Genomic DNA, 25,038 nt, shown 5'->3' with positions numbered 1-25,038 from the left:
AATTTTATTGTTTAAATCGATGTATGATTTGATTGCTGCTTCCTCGCCATAACAGCCGAGGATCAGCAAGTTCTTGAATAAATTTACCATCAATCAATACATCAATATAAGGCACTACTACTTGTTGTTCGGCGGTTAATTCATCAAGTTTATACCCTGTCCAAAGCCAAATATCTTTGTTTATACATTCTGATTTAACCCGTTGAACTAATTTTAATATAGCTGGAACATTTTGTGGATGCAAAGGATCACCACCAGAAAGCGATAATCCTTGGCGTTTAATCTCTGTGTCTTGCAGATCTTTGATAATTTGATCTTCAAGCGATTGTGTAAAAGGTACGCCTGAATTGATTCCCCATGTACTTTTGTTATAACAACCAGGACACTGATGTACGCAACCTGCGACAAACAATACACAGCGCGTACCTTCACCATTTACAACATCTACAGGATAATAACGATGATAATTCATAACTATTTAATTAACATTATCCAATTTGACCATTGTTCAAATGTTTAACTCGTCGTTTTACTTCCTCTTGTTTACCGGCATTAAATGGACGGGCATCAGGACTACCTAAATAGCCACAAACTCGGCGAGTAACAGAGACTTTTGACGAATCATGATTACCACAACTAGGACAAACAAAACCTTTACTTGTACACGAAAATTCACCGGTATAACCACACTCATAGCACTCATCAATCGGGGTGTTAGTACCATAATAAGGAACTCGACTATAACTATAATCCCAGACATCCTCTAATGCTTTAACATTATTCATCATGTTAGGATATTCACCATAACAAATGAATCCGCCATTAGCTACTTCAGGATAAGGCTTTTCAAATTCTATTTTTTCGTATGGATTAACTTTCTTCTCTACATCTAAATGAAAACTATTTGTATAATAACCTTTGTCAGTTACCCCTGGAATAACACCAAATTCAGCCGTATCAAGTCGACAAAAACGATCACAAAGGTTTTCGCTTGGGGTACTATACAAACTAAATCCATAACCCGTTTCAGCTTTCCACTGTTCCACGGCTTGTCGTAAACGCTGAACAATAGCTACGCCTTTTTCGCGCAATGTATCATTGTCAAATGGATGCGTTTTATTTCCATAAAGTGCATTTAATGTTTCGTGAATACCAATATAGCCTAAAGAAATCGAAGCTCGACCATTTTTGAATATTTCACAAACACTATCATCTTCTTTTAATCTCACACCACAAGCCCCTTCCATATATAAAATAGGCGCGACGCGAGCTTTTACCCCTTCAAGACGAGCAATACGTGTCATTAAGGCTTCTTTACATAACTCTAAACGCTTATCTAAAATCTGCCAGAAACGAGATTCATCACCTTGGGCTTCAATGGCAATACGCGGCAGATTCAAACTAATCACGCCAAGATTATTACGGCCATCGTGAATTTGCTGACCATCTTCTTCGTAAACACCTAAAAAGCTTCGACATCCCATTGGAGTTTTAAATGATCCGGTGACTTCAACCACTTTATCGTAATTCAAGATATCAGGATACATACGCTTACTTGCGCACTCTAACGCTAGCGCTTTAATATCGTAATTAATATCACCTTGTTTGTGATTAATACCATCTTTAATGGCAAACACCAATTTTGGGAAAACTGCTGTTTTATGATTTTTACCTAAACCCTTAATGCGAACTTTTAGAATAGATTCTTGAATTAAACGTGATTCCCAACTTGTTCCTAAACCAAAACCAAAAGTAACAAAAGGAGTTTGGCCATTAGCAGTATGTAAAGTATTAACTTCATACTCTAAAGATTGAAACGCATCATAACACTCTTTTTGAGTACGGCTTTCTGCATATGCCTCTGGATTAGGTATATCCCACTCTTGAGCGATTTGTTTATGTTTTTGATAACTAATGGTAACAAATTTCGCTAGCACTTCATCGATACGATTAATAGTTGTACCACCATAAATATGGCTCGCAACTTGTGCAATTATTTGTGCGGTGACCGCTGTCGCTGTTGCAATCGACTTTGGTGGCTCAATTTCAGCGTTACCCATTTTAAAGCCATTGGTCAACATACCATCTAAATCAATTAACATACAGTTAAACATAGGAAAAAATGGTGCATAATCTAAATCATGATAATGAATCTCGCCACAATCATGAGCGCGTGATATTTCTTTTGGTAATAAGTATTGTTTAGCATAATGCCTTGCTACAATACCGGCTAACAAATCGCGTTGTGTTGGAATAACTTTACTATCTTTATTAGCATTTTCGTTCAAAATTGCAACATTACTCTGTTCAATTAAGCCGCGAATATCTTGAGTCAAACGACTACGTTGGTCTCGCGCTCGGTCACGATCATGTCGATATTCAATATAAGTCCTTGCCAGTTTTTTATAAGGTCCTGACATTAACTGATTTTCAACCGCATTTTGAATTTCGTTAATATCAACACTTTCACGTTCTGTCATTTGATTAGTCACAACGCGAGCAACAGCAGCACAATAATCAGGATCATTCACATTAGCAGCAACAGCTGCTTTAACTATGGCATCTTTAATCCGACCTTCATTAAATGCGGTTTGACAACCATCACGTTTGATGACTACGGGCATATATACTCCTCAATATTCATGGTTTATTAGCGGTTAATGGGTCATATATCAATGTAAATACTCATTATAATTATCGGGATTTCTTAAATCTTTATTAGAATATTAGACTTAATTTGATATACGCCGGAATTTTCACATCGCTTGACTGATACTATATATAGTAAATATATTATGATTATACACCATATATTGTGTTTTTCTACAATTTAAAAAAAATAAAATTGCTTGACAAGCCTAAGATTAATGCACGCAACGGTTTTTATTTTTAATAATAGAAATGAGCTTAATAAAGCGGGGCGGATTCAAAGAATTTTTTAGTTAGAGCGGAAGGTATACTTACACTCTAACTAAAAAATAGATGTAACAGTATTACGACCAATTACGATTCAATATTTAACCAATCAGTGTGAAATACACCTTCTTTGTCTAAACGTTTATAGGTATGCGCACCAAAATAATCTCGTTGTGCTTGAATTAAATTCGCTGGTAAAACAGGCGAACGATAACTATCGTAATAAGCAATAGCAGCAGAAAGCGTTGGCACTGCAATACCTTGTTGAACGGCTAAACAAACCACATCACGTAATGCTTGCTGATAAGCTTGAGCTGTTTGAGAAAAATAAGGTGTTAATAACAAATTATCTATATCATTATTGTCTGCGTAAGCATCAGTAATTTTTTGTAAAAATTGTGCACGAATAATGCATCCTGCTCTAAATATTTTAGCAATTTCACCAAAATTTAACTGCCAATTATAATGAGTTGATGCAGCTTTGAGTTGTGCAAAACCTTGAGCATAAGAGATAATTTTTCCCATATAAAGTGCTTTGCGAACCTTCTCAATTAATTCTTTTTTATCACCAGTATAAGTCACCTGTTGTGGCCCTTTTAAAACTTTTGCCGCAGCAACACGCTGATCTTTAATAGCCGAAATGTAACGGGCAAATACTGATTCAGTAATCAATGATAAAGGCTCACCTAAATCTAATGCACTTTGACTGGTCCATTTACCGGTTCCTTTATTACCTGCTGCATCTAAAATCACATCTATCAGATATTGACCTTGTTCATCCTTATATTTAAAAATATCAGCAGTAATTTCAATTAAATAACTATTTAACTCGCCCTTATTCCAGTCAGTAAACACACTTGATAATTGCTCATTATCTAATCCGACCACATGTTTTAATACTGAATAGCTTTCAGCAATTAGCTGCATATCACCATACTCAATACCATTGTGAGCCATTTTCACATAATGGCCTGCGCCATCGGGTCCAATATAAGTAACACATGGTTCACCGTCAGCTTTGGCAGCGATTTTCTCTAATATTGGTGCAACTAAATCATAGGCTTCTTTTTGACCACCAGGCATAATAGATGGTCCTTTAAGTGCTCCTTCCTCACCACCAGAAACACCAGTACCAATAAAATTAAAACCCTCATCTGAAAGCATTTTATTGCGACGGATGGTATCTTCAAAATAGGCGTTACCACCATCAATAATAATGTCGCCTTTATCTAACAGGGGGCGTAGCTCATCAATTACGGCATCCGTTCCTTTACCTGCTTGTACCATTATCAGAATACGGCGCGGTTTTTCTAATGAAGCAACAAAATCTTCAATCGTAAAATGGGGAACCAATTGTTTATCGGGATGTTCAGCCATCACTTGCTCGGTTTTATCTTTAGAGCGATTATAAATCGCGACAGTATATCCACGGCTTTCAATATTAAGAGCAAGATTTCGCCCCATTACTGCCATTCCAATAACACCGATTTGTTGTTTAGACATGATTTGGCTCCTTTATATAATCTCACATGACCTTGATAATAAGGTTTTTACAACTTAAAACTTAAACGGGTTTTATAAATTATCTTATATTTTGCCATAAAAAAACCGTATCAAGATATAATACGGCTATTTTATTTTTGACTAAGCTAATTGATTCCCAAAATCATGAGCGTTTCATCATTTCAAAAAACTCGTCATTGGTTTTGGTCATCGCTAATTTATCAATTAAAAATTCCATCGCATCAATTTCACCCATTGGGTTTAAGATCTTACGTAGAATCCACATTTTTTGTAGTTCATCAGGCGAAGTCATTAAATCTTCTTTACGTGTACCTGAACGATTAAAATCAATAGCAGGGAAAACACGACGCTCAGCAATCTTACGAGATAAGTGTACTTCCATATTACCGGTACCTTTAAACTCCTCGTAAATAACTTCGTCCATTTTTGAACCGGTATCAATTAATGCTGTTGCAATAATGGTTAAGCTACCACCCTCTTCTACATTACGTGCTGCACCAAAAAAGCGTTTAGGGCGATGTAAAGCATTTGCATCCACACCACCTGTTAATACTTTGCCCGATGAAGGAATAACAGTATTGTAAGCACGCGCCAAACGAGTAATTGAGTCTAATAGAATAATCACATCTTTTTTATGTTCAACTAAACGTTTTGCTCGTTCAATTACCATTTCCGCAACTTGAACATGTCTTGCTGCTGGTTCATCAAAAGTTGAAGCAACCACTTCACCTTTAACTAAACGTTGCATCTCGGTAACTTCTTCAGGACGTTCATCAATCATCAAGACAACTAACTCACATTCAGGATGATTTACCGCTAAACTTTGTGCGATATTTTGCAGAAGCATGGTTTTACCTGCTTTCGGTGGAGCAACAATCAAACCACGTTGACCTTTACCGATAGGTGATGCTAAATCAAGTACTCTTGCTGTGATATCTTCTGTTGAACCATTACCTCGTTCCATACGTAATCGAGAATTTGGGTGAAGCGGAGTTAAGTTTTCAAAGAGGATTTTATTGCGGGCATCTTCAGGTTTATCATGATTAACTTCATTAACTTTTAATAAAGCAAAATAACGTTCACCTTCTTTAGGCGGTCTTATTTTACCGGCAATGGTATCACCCGTCCGCAAGTTAAATCGTCTGATTTGACTAGGTGAAACATAAATATCATCAGGACCCGCTAAATACGAACTATCAGCAGAACGTAAAAAGCCAAATCCATCTTGCAAAATTTCAAGCACACCGTCACCAAAGATATCTTCACCACTTTTGGCATGCTGTTTTAAAATAGCAAAAATAATGTCTTGTTTTCTAAGGCGAGCAAGATTTTCAAGACCCATTGTTTTTTCGCCAAGCGTTACAAGCTCGGAAACAGAAGTGTTTTTTAATTCAGTTAAATTCATAATTTTAAAAATTCTTGAGGATAAAATTGATATGTTTGCAATTACTGCTATTTTTGTATATTTCTTTCATTTATTAATAAAAAAATCTCTTTCTTACAATATACAAACGCAATGAATTACTAAGTTTTCAATGATAATTATGCGTTTAAATATAGACTGTTCACCCACTTAATCAATAAAAACAATGGATTGCAGAAAGGAGCTTTCGTAAGAAGTTAGCAATTTACACTAAAAAAGGTAGTCTGTCTATATTTAATTATGTTATTGAAAATAACAACGCACTTGATTTAAGCAGTAATAAGCGTAATTTTTATTACGTTTATTACTGTTTTTTATTGATTTTGTGAGGGCAGCAATCACAACTATTACAGTTGTGCTTCAATAAAACTTTTCAATTGGGCTTTAGATAACGCGCCAACTTGTGTTGAAACAACTTCACCATTTTTGAAAATGAGTAATGTAGGAATGCCACGAATACCAAACTTAGGTGCTATATTAGGATTTTCTTCAACATTTAGTTTAGCAATAACGATACGATCACTATATTCTTGAGCTATTTCTTCTAAAATAGGCGCAACCATTTTACAAGGACCACACCATTCAGCCCAAAAATCAACTAGTACGGGTTTAGTTGCTTCGTTAATGGTTTTCTCAAAACTTGCTTCAGTTAACGCAACAATATTATGACTCATTTTATTATCTCCAATAATAATATAATTTTTATGGTTTTAAATGTTAAAATATTTTCAAAGCACGCGCTAGTAATTATTATAATAGGAGATAATTATTAGTGATGTCAGTATGACTAATATGTTATAATTAAAAAACTTTGATAATTAACTTTGAAACCATAATGATTCAATCCTATCTCACCAAAACGACTTTTAGTCAGTTTCCTTTACATCCATTAGTACTAAAAGCCCTTGATCAAAATGGCTTTACTTATTGTACGCCAATTCAAGAAAAGACGTTACCGTTAACCACAAAAGGAATTGATATTGCTGGGCAGGGACAAACAGGGACAGGAAAAACCATCGCGTTTTTAGCCTCAACGTTTAATTATTTATTGAATCATCAACCATTACCTGATCATCAAACCAACCAACCTCGAGCAATCATTATCGCGCCAACTCGCGAACTCGTTGTGCAAATCTATCATGATGCTCAAGTATTATCAGAACAGACAGGCCTAAAACTAGGTTTAGCATTTGGTGGTGATGGTTATGATAAACAATTAAAAATGTTATCAGCTGGCGTCGATATTCTCATCGCAACGACAGGTCGTTTGATCGATTATGCTAAACAAAATTATATAAATCTTGAGTCAATACAAGTTGTTGTTTTAGATGAAGCTGACCGTATGTTTGACTTAGGATTTATTCGGGATGTTCGTTGGATTTTTAGACACATGACACCACCACAAAAACGATTAACTATGCTATTTTCTGCAACACTGACGCATAATGTCCGTGAATTAGCATTTGAGCATATGAATAATCCACAATATGTTGAAGTGGAACCAGAACAAAAAATTGGTCATCGTATAAAAGAAGAACTATTTTTCCCATCGAATGAAGATAAATTAGCGCTGTTACAAACACTAATAGAAGAAGAGTGGCCAGATCGCTGTATTGTGTTTGCCAATACCAAAGTTGCGTGTGAAAAAATATGGCGCCATTTAGTTGCAGATGGCCATCGAGTTGGATTATTAACTGGTGATATTGCACAAAAGAAACGTTTATCGATTCTTGAACAATTTACGCAAGGCGATTTAGATATTTTAGTGGCAACAGATGTGGCTGCGCGAGGTTTACATATTCCTCATGTAACACATGTTTTTAATTACGACTTACCCGATGACTGTGATGATTACAGACATAGAATCGGGCGTACTGGTCGTGCTGGTGCAGAAGGTTATTCTATTTCACTTGCTTGTGAACGTTACTCACAAAATTTACCCGCTATCGAAAAAGCGATTGATCATGCTATTCCTGTTAGCCAATACGATCCAACAGCACTATTAACGAATTTACCTACACCAAAGCCATTTAAACGAACATCACGTCGTAGAACGTCTTCATAACAATATTTACAAAAAAACAGTTATCCTAACATGAATTGATTTCAGGATAACTGTTATTTTCATGGTTGACTGATAATCATAATAATAGATAAAAGTTTACAACTTAATTATCCGATATATTGTCTAAAAAATCTTGATATGCAACTTCAATATCAGTTTTTGTCGATTTAGATAATACTTCTACATGGCAATAATTTAATGCACTATATAAAACAAATAGAACATTGTCCGAAATAGTCGATTTTATACTCTTAATTCGGTAAAAAGCCTCCAGATAACCAACTTTATTAAATATTTCTATATTGGTTATACCAACGCTAAATAATAGTTTTTCCAAAGATAAGTTGATATTAGGTAAAGTCTTAATTTGCTGATTTTTTAATTGAATTTTCTCACTATGTTCTAAAATAGCATATTCAATGACCATTTTGACCATAGCGTGAAGCTTATTAGGATGTTTTAACAATTCATCACTCACTTTATAATAATCAAGTGATTTTCTAGACATTGCGGTTGGTAGTGTTAATGTGGGCATATCCAAATCAATAAAAACTGAACGATAGTGATCATGCCCCCTTAAATATAGCTCACCTTTACCAATCCATCCAAACATGACTCCTTTGCTATTGATACTAAATCCACCAAAAAATGTTTTGATTGAAATATCCTCAAAGCAAGAAAAATCTTCTAGTATTTTATTTGCAAATGTTGAACTCATAATTTATTTCCATTTAAAATTAATTGACTGAATAACATAAACAACTTACTGCTCAAATAAAATTATAGTAATTTTTCTAATACTCAAACTATTTTTCAAATAAATTCATCATTTTGGGATCAGTCTTCCATAAATAAAGATAAATAAGATTATTGCTTGATAAAATATATAATTATATTGTTAGATTTACTCAATACCTTTAATAAAGGTTAAGTATTCACCAATCTTAATAATTCTTTAAAAAAGAAAAGGGGGATTAACATTGTTATTATTCTTTAAAAATTATACAATCAAGGCAACTTAACTTAATAATTTTTATTTTTTGTCAACTCCAACCAACATGATCAAAAGCGTTATTACAGTAATACTAATAGTTTGTTCTTTTGTCGCATCAGCCGATAAATTACCATTAATAGAGTCATTATCTCTCTGTAATACCAATTTTTTCAAAGCTATATATGATAATAAAGATGAGTTACTAAAAGTAACAAATGTCAATGTAATCAATAATAATCAGGCCTTTATTCCCGTTGAAAATCGCAGTGACACTAATAAAAATTATGTTTATTTTCAAACCCCTATCCACTATAACAATCTAACAATTAAAGGTTATTATGATAGTGCGATGGATTTAGGCAAAATAGGAAAATATTATTTTTGGGGTTTTATTATTGATAACGATATAAATCAAATAAAAGAGACATTAAATTTTATCAATTGGAAAGATATGGAAGATGACTTACTGTACATCGCCAATCCAATGATTCGTAACATTAATGATGATGTTCATGTATGGAAAGAAAACACCGGTACTGTAGTTGGTGTAAAAACAATTCCAGCACCGGATACAACAGAAAAATTACTCTTAATTGAAAAAGGCACAAATATGAATCTGCTTATTTGTTCTATGCAGGGCATTGTGACTAATGAATTACTCAAACAAGAGCGACCTGATATCAAATAATCTCAATTAAATTGCAGAATCATCCATCTCACCAGTACGAATACGGATAACTTGTTCTACATTATAGACAAAAATTTTACCGTCACCAATTTTGCCTGTTTGCGCTGTTTTCATAATGGTTTCAATGCACATTTCTAAAATATCATCTGATACAACCAGTTCGATTTTTACTTTGGGTAAAAAGTCCACCATGTATTCAGCGCCACGATAAAGCTCAGTATGGCCTTTTTGACGACCAAAGCCTTTAACCTCAGTCACGGTCATCCCCGTAATACCTTGATCAGCTAGCGCCTCACGAATATCATCTAGTTTAAATGGTTTGATGATAGCTTCTATTTTTTTCATATCTATTTGCCCTTAATTGCCGATGGCCAATTGTTAAATCCAAAAGCAGAAGTAATTGGATAGCGTCTGCCTTTTCCAAAGTTGCGCGTTGTAATTTTAGGACCGACAGCTGCTTGACGTCTTTTATATTCATTTATATCAACCAGTTTAATTACCTGTCTTATGGTTTGCTCTTCATACCCTTGTGACTTAAGTTGTAAAACGGTAAGATCTTGCTCAACATAACCTTTTAATATGCCATCCAAAATTTCATATGGCGGTAAACTGTCTTCATCTTTCTGATCGGGTGCAAGCTCCGCTGAAGGTGGACGAGTAATAACTCTGTCAGGAATAACATAAGAACGTGTATTGCGGAATTGAGATAATGCAAACACCATCGTTTTAGGCACATCTTTAAGTACGTCAAACCCACCTGCCATATCACCATAAAGCGTTGCATAACCAACCGACATTTCACTTTTATTGCCAGTAGTTAAAACCAGTCTTCGACGTTTGTTAGAAAGTGCCATTAAAATAACACCTCGACAACGTGCTTGCAGATTTTCTTCGGTAGTATCTTTTTGTGTTCCTGCAAATAAGGGAGTTAATGAAGACATAAATGCATCAAACATGGGTTCAATCGAGATAATATCAAATTCAACACCTAATATTTCAGCCTCTTCTTTAGCATCAGCAATACTAATATCGGCCGTATATCGAAATGGCATCATGACGGCTTGTACTTTATCTTTACCAAGCGCATCAACGGCAATAGCAAGCGTCAAAGCAGAATCGATCCCACCAGATAGTCCCAATACCGCCCCTTGAAAACCATTTTTAGTAATATAATCACGGGTTGCCAAAACTAATGCATCATATACCGATGCTAATTGAGATTGTTCTGTTATCTCAACTTGTTGAGATGGGTAATTAGAAGAAAACGCAAAAAAGGCAACTTGCTCTTGAAAGGATTTCAATTGGCAAATGATATCGCCATGCTCATTACAGACAAAAGAATCACCGTCAAATATCAGCTCATCTTGCCCCCCTACTTGATTAACATAAATAATCGGTAATTGAGTACGAGTAGCATGTGCTTTAATTAAATCTTGTCGTTGTTTTTGTTTTTGATAATCATAAGGTGAAGCATTGATAGTGATGACAAAATCGGCTTGTGCTTGTTTGATATCATCAATAGGTTGATTTTGCCAAAGATCTTCACAAATTAATAAGCCTATTTTTTGACCTTTAAATTGCACTACACAAGTTTGTGTTCCAGCAGTAAAGTAACGTTTTTCATCAAATACATCATAATTAGGAAGCAACTGTTTATGATAACTTGATAACAATTTTCCTTCGGCAAAAAACGAAAGTGAGTTATAAATTTTATCACCTTGCCAATCTGGATGACCAACAATCACAGCACATTTTGTGCTAGCTTGTTGGATATTTGATAATGCTTTTTGGCAACGTTGTTTAAAATCTGAACGAAAGATAAGATCTTCAGGTGGATAACCACATAACGCTAATTCTGAAAAGATAATAAGATCACAAGATACATGGCTATTGATTAATTCAATAATTTTTTGAGCATTGCCTTCTATATCGCCTACGCGCCAATTTTTTTGAGCTAAAACAAGAGATATTGACATATTAAATTTAATATTACTAAACAAAATTGGCGATAAGTTTAAATGATTCTAAGTTGCACTGCTACTTTTTTATCGCTAACATGCAACAATAAATTAGCTTTGACTTGTCTGGGTATTATTATGCAAAAAATTTTAAATGTGGCGCTAGCAAAACGTAGTTATCCTATTACTATCGGCGAAAATCTTTTAACTCAATTTAAACATTTCAAACTCCAGCCAGGTCAACGTGTATTAATCGCAACCAATGACACCATTGCCCCACTATATTTACAAACTTTAATTGATATGCTTGAAGACAACGGTATAAAAACTGATTTTGTCATTTTGCCTGATGGTGAACAATATAAAACCATGGAAACATGGAATAAAATTCTTACCGCTTTGCTTGCCAATAATCATACACGCAATTCCAGACTAATTGCATTAGGTGGTGGCGTTGTTGGTGATGTCGCTGGATTTGCGGCATCAGCGTATCAACGAGGAATTAAATTTATACAAGTGCCCACAACTTTACTTTCGCAAGTGGACTCGTCTGTTGGTGGTAAAACCGCCATTAATCACCCTCTTGGTAAAAATATGATTGGCGCATTTTATCAACCTCAATCAGTGGTTATCGATCTCAATTGTTTAAAAACGTTACCACAGCGTGAATTATCAGCAGGTCTGGCCGAAGTCATAAAATATGGCATTATTATGGATGCTGATTTTTTTAATTGGTTAGAATTGCACATTGACCAGTTACTTAAATTAGATGTCGAAGCACTCAGTTATTGCATTTATCGCTGCTGCGAACTCAAAGCACAGGTAGTTGCGGCCGACGAAACCGAACAAGATATGCGTGCAATTTTAAATCTGGGTCATACTTATGGTCATGCCATCGAAGCAGAATTAGGTTATGGTAATTGGTTACATGGTGAGGCTGTCAGTGTCGGTATGTTGATGGCTGCTCAAACAGCTAAACTGTTCGGTAAATTTACAACCGCTGATATTGATCGTATTAAAACACTGCTTATTAGAGCAAAACTTCCAGTTACTCGGCCATCTCAAATGACAAGTGATGCTTATATTCCTCACATGTTACGCGATAAAAAAGTTTTATCAGGCAAACTCAGGCTAGTTATTCCGACACAAATTGGACAAGTTGAAGTGCTTGATGGCATTGATAAAAACATCGTCCTTGAGTCGATAGAACGAACATAATAATGTATATAATAGTGAATTATTAGATTGGTAGTTAAGTATACAAAATAAGGAGCACAGAAATCTGGCTCCTTTAGCTTAAATGCGAACTTATTATTAATTGTTCGATTGTCTTTGTTTAGTAAATTTATAAATCATGTTTAACACTAAGCCAACAAAGGCTACAGCGATCGCAATATAAAATGCGTAAGTATAACTGCCATTATTATTGATAAGGATATCCGCCGTTAATTTTGGTGCAAAAAATGCCGCTGAAGAATAACCCACAAAAATAATACCGTAGTTAACACCTTGGTGAATCGGTCCATAATTTTCCATAACCATTGGTGGGAACACGCCCATCACACCACCAAAGCATAAACCAAGCGCGATAATTCCTATTGCAAATCCGGCTTGTGTTGGAATAAATAAAAATGCCATAAAAGCCAAAATAATTACCGAAAAGATAATATCTAATGTTCGATTACGACCAAGTTTATCCGATACCGTTCCCCAAACAACTCGCCCAGCACAATTACTTAATGAATATAAACTGACATAAAATGCTGCTGCCACAGAAGATAGCCCAAACATGTTTTGCCCAATACTCGATGCATTCGAAGCTATCATCAACCCAGAAAATGCACCAGTACCTAACATAAAAAATATGAGGTAAAAATATGGCGTTTGTAGCATTTGTTGCCAATTTTTGTTAACAATAGGCGCATTTTGTTGGCTGTGTGCTTGAGTCCAACCTTGCGGTTGATAATTAGCGGGTGCTACCTTTATAAAGAAACTGGCAACAATAACCACAGCTATATAGGTACAACCTAGAATTTGGAAAGCATATAGCACATCAAAACGCTCAATCAAATGGTTACCGATTGGTGCTGATATAATTGCAGCGCCCCCCATACCTGCTGTAATGATACCTGAAGCAAGACCTTTTTTATCAGGAAATAATTTAATGGTATTACTTAAACAGCCCGAATAAGCAAGCCCTTGACCAAAGCCACTTAATAAGCCATAAGTCACATAAAGCATTAGTGGACTGGTCACATAACCCGTCAGAAAAAAGCCTAGTCCAAATAGCAAACCACCTAAAACACTAGACCATTTAGCTAATCCTCTATCCGTTAAAAAGCCACCTAAAATCATAGGAATTGGGCCAACAGCTGAATTGATAGCAAACGCTGTCATCACCTCTGACATACTCCAATTTTTAGCGGCACTTAAAGGACCGGCAAAAACACTAAAAGCATAAATCGCACCAGTACAAAGCAAGATTGATGTTGATGCTATCAGTACAAGCCATCGATTGAGATTTCTAGTTTGTTGTTCCATGTCCAGACTCCATTCTTGACTTGATATCTTTCAAAGCAGTTTTTCCCGCAATTCGTCCAAAGGTAAAAATATCGGTTAGTGAATTACCACCCAATCTATTACCCGCATGGATACCCCCAGCTACTTCTCCTGCCGCATATAAGCCAGAAATTTTTTGTCCTGATTTATCCAAAACATGGGTTTGTGTATCGATTTTTAGTCCACCCATTGTATGATGCACCGCTGGTTTTCTTGGTGTTGCATAAAATGGAGCGACTTCTACTTTCAAATCAAATACATCTTTACCAAATTCAGGATCATACCCAGCATCAGCATACGCATTATAGTTGGCAATCGTTTGTTTAAAAATATCAGCATCCATTCCCAATTTTTCGGCCAATTCTTCTAAAGTGTCTGCACAAAATAGCGTACCAGCCGCAATTTGCTTATCAATTTTTTCTTGTGATGTGTTGTAAGCCGTCTTTTTGATTTCTTCATCAGCTATTAAATAAAATAATCCACCATTATCAATAGCGGCTTGTGTAAGTTTGTCTCGGCTGCCATATTCATTAACAAAACGTTTTCCTTGCTTGTTAACCATAATGAAATTTTGTGGTGGAACTTGTAACCCACTAAATAATGCCCCAGTCTCTGGGTCAGAAACAGGCATCATTTGTGAAAAGCCCATACCAACCAGATCCGCACCAACACTTTGTCCTAACAAAATACCATCACCAGTGATTGCCGGAGAATTAGAGGTTTTAATATTGTCATCAATTTCAGTCCAATAAGTGTTATACTCTTTGAGCATTTTGGTATTAGCACCAAAACCACCCGATGCCAAAATGACAGCATCGGCTTTAACGGTAACTTTTTTACCATTTAAACCTTGTCCAATTACCCCAGACACATGCCCATCTTCAACAATTAACGATTTAACAGCCGTATCGGTTATGATAATTCCTCCCTTATCTTCTACATATTTTTGCAATGCAGAAACATAAGCATAACCTTCACTTTTTAACGGTTTATGACCTCGACGCCATAAAGCTCCTACTGGCATAGTGACATCATGTTTATCAAATTCAACACCAATATTTTCAAGCCATTTAACCGATTCTAGCGCCTCATCAGTCAAGATTTTAACCAGATCATATTGTCCATAAATTACATTTCCTAATTGGTCGGTACGCTTACCGCCAAGATAGGTTTGAATACGATGAAGTAGTGCCGAATCAAATAGGTAACCGGTTTTGCCTTTATTTTCTGATAAATAATCATTAATTTGCTGTTTTAAGCTTCTAAAATCTTGCAAATATTCAGGATCAATCACGGACTCATCAATTGCTACTATTTCAGATAAAGTATGGCTTTCGCCCGCGATAGCATCGAAAGTATTTTGCCATTTAGGATTGGCGGCATTCATTGGACCACCAGTACGGACAGTATTCCCACCAACGGCTGGAAATTTTTCAACAACGACAACGCGCTTGCCTTCTTGTAAAATACTTGCCGCGGCTGATAATCCTGCACCACCAGCACCAACCACAACGACATCTGTTACATATTGCGCATCACTATTATCAAGCGCGCTTGGTGCTTTTGGTCTTTTCCTTAATACATCAGGATTAGCACCTGCCATTTTAATGGCTTTTGCCACACCATCAATAACACCATTACTTGTAACCGATGCACCAGAAATCAAATCGACATTCAGTGTCTGACCTTCAAGGATTTGAGATGGAATACGTTTAAACACAACGTCAGCAATACCTTCTGACTCGCCTTCGGTATCAATATCAATCGATTCAATGCGGTCAGTTGATAAAGTAACAACCATAGGTAAATCGCCATTATGACCCGGTGCTGTTACACAATATTTACCTGGTTCATACGAGATTTCTTCCGGCACATTAAGTAAATTGACAACTTGAGTAAATCGCAAAAAACGTAAAAAACAGCTTTCTAAAAAATCGACTGTTCGTTCTGATTTAAGATTACCTTGCTCATCAAAAGCTTGATGGGCTCGACCCAGTAAAAATTCAGAGCCCGGCATAACTGTTGCATTAACCCCTGGCGCATCAAGGATTTGACGTAAATGTAATTGTGCTCGAGAAGAGCCTTGTACATCATAAGATGCACCAACAATCATAACCGGTTTACCATCAAACGGATGCAAATTAAATGACAACCATTCAATGATACTTTTTAAGGCCGATGGAATTGAGTGATTATGCTCTGGCGTGGCAAGAATAACACCATCTGCTTGAATAATTTTATTATTAAAATTCTGAATGATAGGACTATTAGATTGGTCATCTGACTCATTAAACATTGGAACATCGGTCAACTCTAATATTTCAATTTCGGCTTTATGACTAAAATGTTTTTGCATAAATTGCAATAACATGCGGTTATAAGATTCTTGAGCATTTGTTCCTACTATACCAATAAATTTCATAACGATGCTCCTTCTTCTGCGGCCTGTTTCCAACTAAATTTTTTATTTTGATCTGTATTAATTTTTGCTGTTTTGAGTAATTGATTAGTAATGGACACAAATAATAAAAATTCATCAAAGCATTCATCTAACTCTTTGACTTTATCAGCATAAACAAGATTACCTTGATCATCAAAAGCCTGTAACGACTGCCCTAATAAAAACTCCGAGCTTGGCATAATTCGTGCTTTTAATTCTGGTGCATCCAAAATTTGGCGTAAATGAGCCTGAGCCCTTGATGACCCCAACATACCATGTGAAGCACCGACAATCATTACACATTTATTAATCAGTGGGCGGGTAGTATAAGACAACCACTCAATAACACTTTTCAACGCAGCGGTAATGGAATGATCATATTCGGGAGTAGCAATAATCACACCATCTGCGGCTAGTATTTTATCCGATAGCTCTTTTACTGCTGCTGGCGGAGTTTTATCCTTAGGTTCATTAAATGCTGGTAATGATTTAATTTCACAGACCTCAATTTCTGCTTTTTCGGCAAAATGCGTTCGCATAAAATGCAGTAATTTTCTATTAGTAGAACGATCAGAATTCGTTCCGACTATAGCAACAAATTTCACTTTAAAACCTCACTTAGTACCTTGCGGCACAATTTTGTTAATATTTAATTTTCGTAATACAAATTCTTTAGCTAATCACACAAAATGGTAAAATAAATTCTTGTTCTATTAATTATGTTAATTATTGTGCAATATGATTTGTTATCTAGTGTAAAATAGAAAAAAATATTTGTGAAATAGCTGATTAATTATGGGGTTATAACTAATTTGTTATAATCTTAAAAAGGATGAAAACAAGCGGAATGGCTAAAATTAATTCACTAATAATGCTGCAATATATTGATGTTTTAGTTAAGCATGGTAATTATACCAAAGCAGCACAAAACCTTTATATCTCGCAATCTTACCTAACACAAACCATAAAAAAAATTGAAAATGAACTAGGTATTGAAATCATCAATCGACAAACCGTCCCATTACAGTTAACCGAAGCGGGAAAAATTTATTATGAATATCTCACGTCGTTAGTCAACAAACAGGAACAGTTTAGAAAAAAAATCCAAAAATATACTGATACTAACTACACAGCAATTCAAATCGGTGTATTGCCAAGCTTAGGAACCTACTTATTACCTCTAGTTCTACCTGCTTTTATGCAAAAATATCCCAATATTAAAATCGAATTACATGAATATATGCCCAAAAACAGTGAAGAAAAAACCATTAACCAAACTCTCGATTTTTTTATTGGGCAAAATCCTGAAACAATATCCCCAAATTTAATTAGTCATAAATGTGGTAAACATCATTATTATGCACTTATACCAGAAAGTTCTAAACTTTATCGAAAAAAAACAAGTAATATTGAATGTAATCATTCTTTTATAAAAAAATTATTGCAAGAAAAACTTATTCTAACGTCTCACGGTTCAGGTATACGACAACAAATTGAATACCTCATTGCAAAATATAAGATTAAACCCGATATCGTACTTGAAAGCAGTAACATTTTTACTCTTGTCGAATTAGCAAAAAAAGGAATGGGGGTGACGTTTATTCCGGAAAGTGTCAATATCTGCGGAAAAACTGGCGATTTAGCATATAATTTGATCCCCCTACCATTAGAATTCATCTCGTTAAGTTATTTCATTGCATATTCAGCAAATAAAATGCTTAGCGTAGCTGAAAAAGAATTCGTCAACCTTTTCGTCTCTTCCTTTAATCAATAATACAAAGATGAAAACCAAACGAGTGTTAACGCGGTAACATCATATAAATACCTAGATCAATAGACCATTAGAACTAGCATATTCATGATTTTTGGTGATAACTATCCCTTCGATATGGTCAATTTTATTTATTTGCTTAATTACCTGTTGAGCAGAATAACCATATAATTGTGTAGTCCATATTTCGCCATCTATAGCATGCTCAGTCACAATAGTAATACTTTCAATATCGGTTTCAACTGGATAACCTGTTTGACTATCAAAAATATGATGATAGGTTTTACCATTATAGTTAAATGTTCTTTCATAGATACCAGAAGTCACCACTGATTGATTTTGAATCTTCAAAACAGTAATCACATTGCCTCTGGTTAAGAAGGGATTTTGAATGCCTACTCGCCAATATCCATCATCATGAAAAGGACACGCCCCAAATGTTAATACATTTCCACCTAAATCAATATACGCTGCGTGAGCATTTTGTTGTTTAAAAAATTCAATAACTTTATCAGCAAAATAACCTTTGGCTAACGCACCTAAATCGATTGCCATTCCAGAATGCTTTAACAACACAGATGAATTATCTTCATCTAAAAGAATATCATTAGGGTTAATGAGTGTTAAAAGTTGATTGATTTCTGAAACAGAAGGATATCTAGCATCACTAAAGCCAACCCGCCACGCTTGAATAAGTGGTCCTATTGCAATATTTAAAAAACTATTTTTTGCTAAACTCTGAGTTTTGCCTATTTTTATTAATCTAAAAAGATCAGATTGCAGTTTTACGGGTTTAATACCCGCATTAAGATTAACCTGCATTAATTGAGAATCTAAGCGATTAGCACTAAAGCGCTGTTCGTAGTCGATTAACATTTTTTGAGCTTGATTCAATAAGTGTTCAACCTCATCATGTTCTAGCCATATTTGAATCTTCGTGCCCATCAAATTAAGCAAGCGCTTACCTTGGTTCATTTTGCTTTGTTCCTAAAATTAATATCTTAATACCTTACAATGATAAAATAGGAAAATCTAGCCATCACCAAAGACTTGTTAATAATAAATCATTTCAAACATATAAAGTGTAAATATTTCATTACAATAAAGTGTAAAATAGCTTTTCTGGTATAGAAAAAATCAAAAAAATATCGATTATACCAACATTAAATTATTATCTTTGTAAAATTCACAAAATATCATTTACTATAATGTAATTTTGTGTTTACATATTAACCGTTAATTGTAATATTTTTTTTACAAAAAAGTTTAAATGATTTTAACTAGGAAAATACAATGTTAAAAGACACACTGAATAATGTTCGAATTCGAGATGAACACATGCTCATTACACCTGATGAAATAAAAAAACTTTATCCATTATCAAGTGAGTTAGAAAAACAAATTAGTTTATCTAGACAAACAGTCGTTGATATTTTAGAACGCCGCGATCACCGGCTACTTGTTGTTTGTGGCCCTTGCTCAATTCATGATACCGATGCTGCAATTGAGTATGCGCATCGATTAAAAAAACTTTCAGATGAAGTAAAAGATAATCTATTTATTGTGATGCGTGTTTATTTTGAAAAACCAAGAACCACCGTTGGTTGGAAAGGCATGATCAACGATCCACATATGGATAGTTCATTTGATATTGAATATGGTCTAAAAAAAGCACGAAAATTATTACTGGATATCGCGCAAATTGGCTTGCCAATGGCAACAGAAGCTTTAGATCCTAACACTCCACAGTATATCGGTGACTTAATTAGTTGGTCTGCTATCGGTGCAAGAACCACTGAATCACAAACACATCGAGAAATGGCTTCTGGATTATCGATGCCAGTTGGTTTTAAAAATGGAACAGATGGCAGTTTAGATGTTGCAATCAATGCGATGAAATCAGCGTCTATGGCACATCGTTTTGTTGGTATCAATCAACAAGGGCAAGTTACTGTCCTACAGACAATGGGTAATCCACACGGGCATGTTATTTTACGTGGTGGAAAAACGCCAAACTATGATGCTCAAAACGTATCATTATGTGAAATTCAAATGAAAAAAGCCGGTTTAGTACCAAATTTAATGATTGATTGTAGCCACGCTAATTCCAATAAAGATTATCGTAATCAACCAATTGTAGCTAATTCAATTATTGAGCAAATTGAGAACGGTAATAATTCAATTATTGGGGTTATGATTGAAAGTAACTTATTTGAAGGTAATCAATCGTCAGAACAACCAAAAGAAAACTTTAAATATGGTGTATCGGTTACTGATGCTTGTATTAACTGGGACAGCACTGATGAGTTATTACGAAAAATGAATAGCTTGTTAGCTGAGCCTTTATTAAAAAGACAACAACAACCAATAACCGCTTAATTGGTTGAAAACACATTATCGCCGACTTTTATCGGCGATAATTTTTATGTTAACCTAATTGCCGACGAGCGTTACGGAATATCCGCATCCATGGGCTATCTTCCCCCCAATTATTAGGGTGCCATGAATTACTTACCGTTCTAAATACCCGCTCTGGATGCGGCATCATAATTGTTGCGCGTCCATCTTTAGATGTCACAGCAGTAATACCATTAGGTGAACCATTTGGATTAGCCGGATATTGCTGGGTAACTTGACCAAAGTGGTCAATATAACGCACAGCAACAAGTTTGGCTGCCTCTAAATGAGTTAGATGATTTTCGTCATTAACTTCAACCTGTCCTTCCCCATGTGAAACTGCAATTGGCATATGACAACCCGCCATATCAGTAAAGAATAAAGAAGGGCTTTGCTGAATCTGCACTAAACTAAAGCGCGCTTCAAAGCGTTCTGATAAATTACGCACAAAACGTGGCCATAATTCAGCACCTGGAATCAGATCTTTCAAATTAGACATCATTTGACAACCATTACAGACACCAAGAGATAGCGTATCGTTACGATTAAAAAACTGTTCAAACTCATGACGAACACGTTCATTAAAAAGCACTGATTTAGCCCAGCCTTCACCGGCCCCTAACACATCACCATATGAGAAGCCACCACAAGCAACAACGGCTTTAAATTGATCTAAACTGGTGTCACCAGCAAGTAAATCGGTCATATGCACATCGATTGCAGCAAAACCAGCCCGATCAAAGGCGGCAGCCATCTCGACATGTGAATTTACACCTTGTTCACGTAAAATAGCGACTTTAGGTTTTATACCTTTGGCTATAAATGGGGCTGCTATATCTTGCTGTGGATCGAATGTTAATAACACATTTAGACCCGGATCGTTTTCATTTTGTTTTGCCTGATGTTCTTGATCGGCACATAGCGGATTATCACGTAAGCGTTGCATCTGCCAAGTGGTTTCTGCCCACCATGTTCTTAACGTTAAACGTGACTCACTAAAAACAACTGCTGATTGATTTCGAATAATAAACTGCTGCCCAACTTTAGCACTACCAAGCACTTGCACGCAGTGAGATAAATTAAACTGCTTAAAGCACGCCATTACCTGATCTAAGTGACTATTTGCAATTTGAATAACAGCACCTAATTCCTCATTAAACAGCGCGGCAATCACATCATGACCTAGCATCGAAATATCAACATCTATGCCACAATGTCCAGCAAAAGCCATCTCAGCTAAGGTAACCACTAAGCCACCATCTGAACGATCATGATAGGCAAGCAATAAATTTTGATTTACTAGCATTTGCATAGCTTGATAAAAACCAGCCAACGCTTTAGCATCATGAACATCTGCCGTTTTTTGACCTAAATGGCGATAGACTTGGGCAAGGGCTGTCGCACCAAGAGCCTGATGTCCTTTTGATAAATCGATAAATAATAATGTATTATCTTGATCTACACAAAGTTGAGGTGTAACAGTTTTGCGAACATCTTCAACCCGAGCAAAGGCCGAAATCACCAATGATAACGGCGAAGTTACCGATCTTTGTTCACCATCTTGCTGCCAAGTGGTTTTCATTGACATGGAATCTTTTCCAACAGGAATAGCAAGTCCCAAAGCCGGGCATAACTCTTCACCAATAGCTTTCACTGCTTGATAAAGTCCGGCATCTTCGCCTGGGTGACCGGCAGCGGCCATCCAGTTAGCCGAAAGTTTAATTCGTTTAATATCACCAATATTCGTTGCTGCAATATTGGTAATCGCTTCACCAACAGCTAACCTTGCTGAAGCGGCAAAGTTGAGTAATGCAACTGGCGCACGTTCACCAATTGACATTGCTTCACCATAATAACTATCTAAACTCGCTGTGGTAACAGCACAATCAGCCACCGGTACTTGCCATGGACCGACCATCTGATCACGTGCCACCATACCCGTGACAGTTCGATCACCAATAGTAATTAAAAATGTTTTTTCAGCAACTGTTGGTAAATGTAACACACGTTTTACCGCATCATATAAATTAATGTCAGAGGTTGAAAAATTATCACCATGAGCTTGATAGGTTTTTACATCGCGTAACATTTTCGGTGTTTTACCTAAAAGAACATCTAAAGGTAGATCAATAGGATTATTGTTAAAGTGATTATCATGCAAAACCAACGCTTTATTTAACGTTGCACTACCAATTACAGCATAAGGTGCGCGTTCTCGCTGACACAATTTATCAAAAAGCATCAAACTTTCGGGGCGAATAGCTAGCACATAACGTTCTTGTGATTCATTACACCAAATTTCTAACGGTGACATGCCAGGCTCATCGTTTAAGATATTTCTCAATTCAAATTGACCACCACAACCACCATCATTAACAAGCTCCGGCATGGCATTAGATAACCCACCCGCCCCAACATCATGAATAAATAAAATAGGGTTGTCATCGCCTAATTGCCAACAGCGATCTATCACTTCCTGACAACGACGCTCCATTTCAGGGTTATCACGTTGTACTGAAGCAAAATCCAGATCAGCATCAGATTGACCGGATGTCATTGAAGATGCGGCTCCGCCACCTAATCCGATATTCATAGCAGGTCCACCTAAAACAATCAATTTAGAACCTACCGGAAATTCACCTTTTTGAATATGATCACGACGAATATTCCCTATTCCACCCGCAAGCATAATGGGTTTATGGTAACCTCTAACCTCTTCACCATTGTAACTATTTACCTTTTCTTCATAAGTACGAAAATAGCCCAATAAAGCAGGACGACCAAATTCGTTATTAAAAGCAGCCCCACCTAAAGGTCCGTCAATCATAATATCAAGCGCACTCACGATACGATCAGGCTTACCAAAATCATATTCCCAAGGTTGAACAAAATCTGGTATACGTAAATTTGATACTGAAAAACCAACTAATCCTGCTTTTGGTTTGGCGCCGCGCCCTGTCGCACCCTCATCTCGAATTTCACCGCCACTACCGGTTGCCGCTCCAGGCCAAGGTGATATTGCTGTTGGGTGATTATGCGTTTCAACTTTCATCAAAATATCTGCATATTCTTGAGAATAGCTATAGGTTTTATTTTCGTTATCAGCAAAAAAACGTCCAACCATAGAGCCATCCATCACCGCTGCATTATCTTTATAAGCCGAGGAGACATAATCTGGTGTGCTTTCAAACGTATTTTTGATCATTTTAAATAGCGATTTAGGCTGCTTTTTGCCATCTATAACCCAATCAGCATTAAAAATTTTATGTCGACAATGTTCAGAATTCGCTTGTGCAAACATATAAAGTTCAATATCGGTCGGATTACGATTTAACTTTTTAAAATTTTCGATTAAATATTCAATTTCATCCGATGCTAATGCTAAACCCAATTTAAGATTGGCTTGCTCTAAAGCTTGTCGCCCCTGCCCTAACAAATCAATGGTAACAACTGGTGCGGGTTGTTCAATTTTAAATAGTTGATCAGCTTGATCAAAACTCGTTAATACCGATTCCATCATCCGATCATGTATTAATGCTGCAAACTCATTTTTTTGGATGTCGGTTAACGCCGAACTCACTTGCACATAATAGGCAATACCTCGCTCAATGCGATGAATGTGCGATAGACCACAATTATGTGCAATATCAGTTGCTTTTGATGACCATGGCGAAATCGTACCGGCTCGAGGTGTAACTAAAAAGAGTAATTTACTGTCTTTATTTTGAATATCGATTTGGGCATTTTTAGAACCATATTGCAACAAACTTTCGAGCGTAGATTGTTGATCCGCTGTTAAATCACCAAACAAGTCAATAAAGTGAATGTATTGCGCTTCTAAGTTAATAACAGGAATCGATGTTTCACGGCAAGTTGATAAGATTTTACTAATACGAAATGCAGATAGAGCAGAACAACCAGCTAAGATTTTCATGTAAGTTACTCTTTTTAAGCCAAAAATAAGTAAAAATAGAGCAATATTATAAAAGAAAGTAACCCAAGTGGCTATCTTAAATAGTGTATAAAATTTTTTTTTGTTGGTAAAACCAACTAGCCTTTCATCATAAAAAACACGAAATAAAATGCAATTATTCAACTATTTCAAACTAAAAACAATTTCACTAAATGGCAATATCTGTTATGCTCTTGATGAAAAAAACTACAACCAATAATTTATAAAACGTTAGTACGTTGATTAACTTGAAATAAAAGGATACTACTATGCCTAAGGCGCTCAGCAACCTAATTAGCACATTAGGTGAAAAAGCTGGCATTAACAACATGTTATCAGATGTTAGCCATA

At 35.8% G+C, this 25,038-nt stretch carries 18 protein-coding genes; 5 read left to right on the top strand and 13 right to left on the bottom strand.

The genetic code is table 11. The features are described 5' to 3' along the window. Window positions 1–4: 4 nt before the first annotated feature. From nrdG to trxA, 5 genes are all read right to left on the bottom strand, one after another. Window positions 5–472 carry an anaerobic ribonucleoside-triphosphate reductase-activating protein gene (nrdG, locus tag J3U63_RS12520; RefSeq protein WP_267349145.1) on the bottom strand — a complete coding sequence of 156 codons (468 nt, stop codon included), beginning with the start codon at window positions 470–472 and terminating at the stop codon, window positions 5–7. 16 nt (window positions 473–488) lie between these two features. Beyond that, a complete protein-coding gene (gene nrdD / locus J3U63_RS12515) occupies window positions 489–2,624 on the bottom strand; it encodes an anaerobic ribonucleoside-triphosphate reductase (RefSeq protein ID WP_267371704.1) in 2,136 nt (711 codons plus the stop codon). Window positions 2,625–3,003: 379 nt separating this feature from the next. Beyond that, entirely contained in the window at window positions 3,004–4,419 is a 1,416-nt protein-coding gene (gene gndA / locus J3U63_RS12510; protein WP_267333841.1) for an NADP-dependent phosphogluconate dehydrogenase, read from the bottom strand. 163 nt (window positions 4,420–4,582) lie between these two features. Further along, window positions 4,583–5,845, bottom strand: coding sequence for a transcription termination factor Rho (rho, locus tag J3U63_RS12505; protein WP_065617994.1), 1,263 nt, complete (start codon window positions 5,843–5,845; stop codon window positions 4,583–4,585). 365 nt (window positions 5,846–6,210) lie between these two features. After that, on the bottom strand, window positions 6,211–6,537 hold the full coding sequence (trxA, locus tag J3U63_RS12500; protein WP_267333842.1) for a thioredoxin TrxA: 327 nt from the start codon (window positions 6,535–6,537) through the stop codon (window positions 6,211–6,213). Window positions 6,538–6,698: 161 nt separating this feature from the next. Between trxA and rhlB the strand changes: the two genes are divergently transcribed. Further along, window positions 6,699–7,928: an ATP-dependent RNA helicase RhlB gene (gene rhlB, locus J3U63_RS12495; RefSeq protein WP_267333843.1), complete on the top strand. Its 1,230-nt coding sequence runs from the start codon at window positions 6,699–6,701 to the stop codon at window positions 7,926–7,928. 103 nt (window positions 7,929–8,031) lie between these two features. Here the strand turns inward: rhlB and J3U63_RS12490 are convergent, their stop codons facing one another. Next, window positions 8,032–8,646 carry a TfoX/Sxy family protein gene (locus J3U63_RS12490; RefSeq protein ID WP_267344888.1) on the bottom strand — a complete coding sequence of 205 codons (615 nt, stop codon included), beginning with the start codon at window positions 8,644–8,646 and terminating at the stop codon, window positions 8,032–8,034. A gap of 340 nt (window positions 8,647–8,986) precedes the next feature. Here J3U63_RS12490 and J3U63_RS12485 point away from each other — a divergent pair, with 340 nt between their 5' ends. Further along, a complete protein-coding gene (locus J3U63_RS12485; RefSeq protein WP_267333845.1) occupies window positions 8,987–9,610 on the top strand; it encodes a hypothetical protein in 624 nt (207 codons plus the stop codon). A 6-nt stretch (window positions 9,611–9,616) separates the two neighbouring features. Here the strand turns inward: J3U63_RS12485 and glnB are convergent, their stop codons facing one another. Both glnB and J3U63_RS12475 read right to left on the bottom strand, forming a co-directional pair. Further along, the gene (glnB, locus tag J3U63_RS12480) at window positions 9,617–9,955 is read right to left on the bottom strand and encodes a nitrogen regulatory protein P-II (RefSeq protein WP_025314493.1); all 339 of its coding nucleotides are present in this window, start codon (window positions 9,953–9,955) and stop codon (window positions 9,617–9,619) included. A 2-nt stretch (window positions 9,956–9,957) separates the two neighbouring features. Then, the gene (locus tag J3U63_RS12475; protein WP_267349148.1) at window positions 9,958–11,586 is read right to left on the bottom strand and encodes an NAD+ synthase; all 1,629 of its coding nucleotides are present in this window, start codon (window positions 11,584–11,586) and stop codon (window positions 9,958–9,960) included. Between the two features lie 120 nt (window positions 11,587–11,706). Here J3U63_RS12475 and aroB point away from each other — a divergent pair, with 120 nt between their 5' ends. Beyond that, window positions 11,707–12,786 (top strand): 3-dehydroquinate synthase, encoded by a 1,080-nt coding sequence (gene aroB / locus J3U63_RS12470; RefSeq protein WP_267371703.1) that lies wholly within the window; start codon window positions 11,707–11,709, stop codon window positions 12,784–12,786. A gap of 96 nt (window positions 12,787–12,882) precedes the next feature. Here aroB and J3U63_RS12465 read toward each other — a convergent pair whose 3' ends face one another. Genes J3U63_RS12465 through J3U63_RS12455 form a run of 3 tightly spaced genes read right to left on the bottom strand, consistent with a single transcriptional unit; the run spans window position 12,883 to window position 17,172 of the window. Beyond that, window positions 12,883–14,109: an OFA family MFS transporter gene (locus J3U63_RS12465; protein WP_267333849.1), complete on the bottom strand. Its 1,227-nt coding sequence runs from the start codon at window positions 14,107–14,109 to the stop codon at window positions 12,883–12,885. Then, window positions 14,093–16,549, bottom strand: a complete 2,457-nt coding sequence (locus J3U63_RS12460; RefSeq protein ID WP_267333850.1) for a flavocytochrome c — start codon at window positions 16,547–16,549, stop codon at window positions 14,093–14,095. The genes J3U63_RS12465 and J3U63_RS12460 overlap by 17 nt, the downstream gene beginning before the upstream one ends. Then, entirely contained in the window at window positions 16,546–17,172 is a 627-nt protein-coding gene (locus tag J3U63_RS12455) for an NADPH-dependent FMN reductase (protein WP_065798237.1), read from the bottom strand. Before J3U63_RS12455 ends, J3U63_RS12460 begins: the two co-directional genes overlap by 4 nt. 242 nt (window positions 17,173–17,414) lie before the next feature. On the opposite strand from J3U63_RS12455, the gene J3U63_RS12450 reads away from it, so the two are divergent. After that, window positions 17,415–18,341: a LysR family transcriptional regulator gene (locus J3U63_RS12450; protein WP_267333851.1), complete on the top strand. Its 927-nt coding sequence runs from the start codon at window positions 17,415–17,417 to the stop codon at window positions 18,339–18,341. Window positions 18,342–18,392: 51 nt separating this feature from the next. On the opposite strand, the gene J3U63_RS12445 is transcribed toward J3U63_RS12450, so the two are convergent. Next, window positions 18,393–19,313: an FAD:protein FMN transferase gene (locus J3U63_RS12445; RefSeq protein ID WP_267333852.1), complete on the bottom strand. Its 921-nt coding sequence runs from the start codon at window positions 19,311–19,313 to the stop codon at window positions 18,393–18,395. A 318-nt stretch (window positions 19,314–19,631) separates the two neighbouring features. Here J3U63_RS12445 and J3U63_RS12440 point away from each other — a divergent pair, with 318 nt between their 5' ends. Then, window positions 19,632–20,717 (top strand): 3-deoxy-7-phosphoheptulonate synthase, encoded by a 1,086-nt coding sequence (locus J3U63_RS12440; protein WP_267333853.1) that lies wholly within the window; start codon window positions 19,632–19,634, stop codon window positions 20,715–20,717. 49 nt (window positions 20,718–20,766) lie between these two features. Here the strand turns inward: J3U63_RS12440 and purL are convergent, their stop codons facing one another. Beyond that, entirely contained in the window at window positions 20,767–24,669 is a 3,903-nt protein-coding gene (gene purL, locus J3U63_RS12435) for a phosphoribosylformylglycinamidine synthase (protein ID WP_267371701.1), read from the bottom strand. Window positions 24,670–25,038: the final 369 nt, after the last annotated feature.

Origin of the sequence: Gilliamella sp. B2838, from assembly GCF_026536185.1 — a bacterium.
In the GTDB taxonomy this organism is placed as follows: Bacteria; Pseudomonadota; Gammaproteobacteria; order Enterobacterales; family Orbaceae; genus Gilliamella.
The sequence above is the reverse complement of the archived record's forward strand: the minus strand, read 5'-3'. Positions and strand labels throughout refer to the sequence as shown.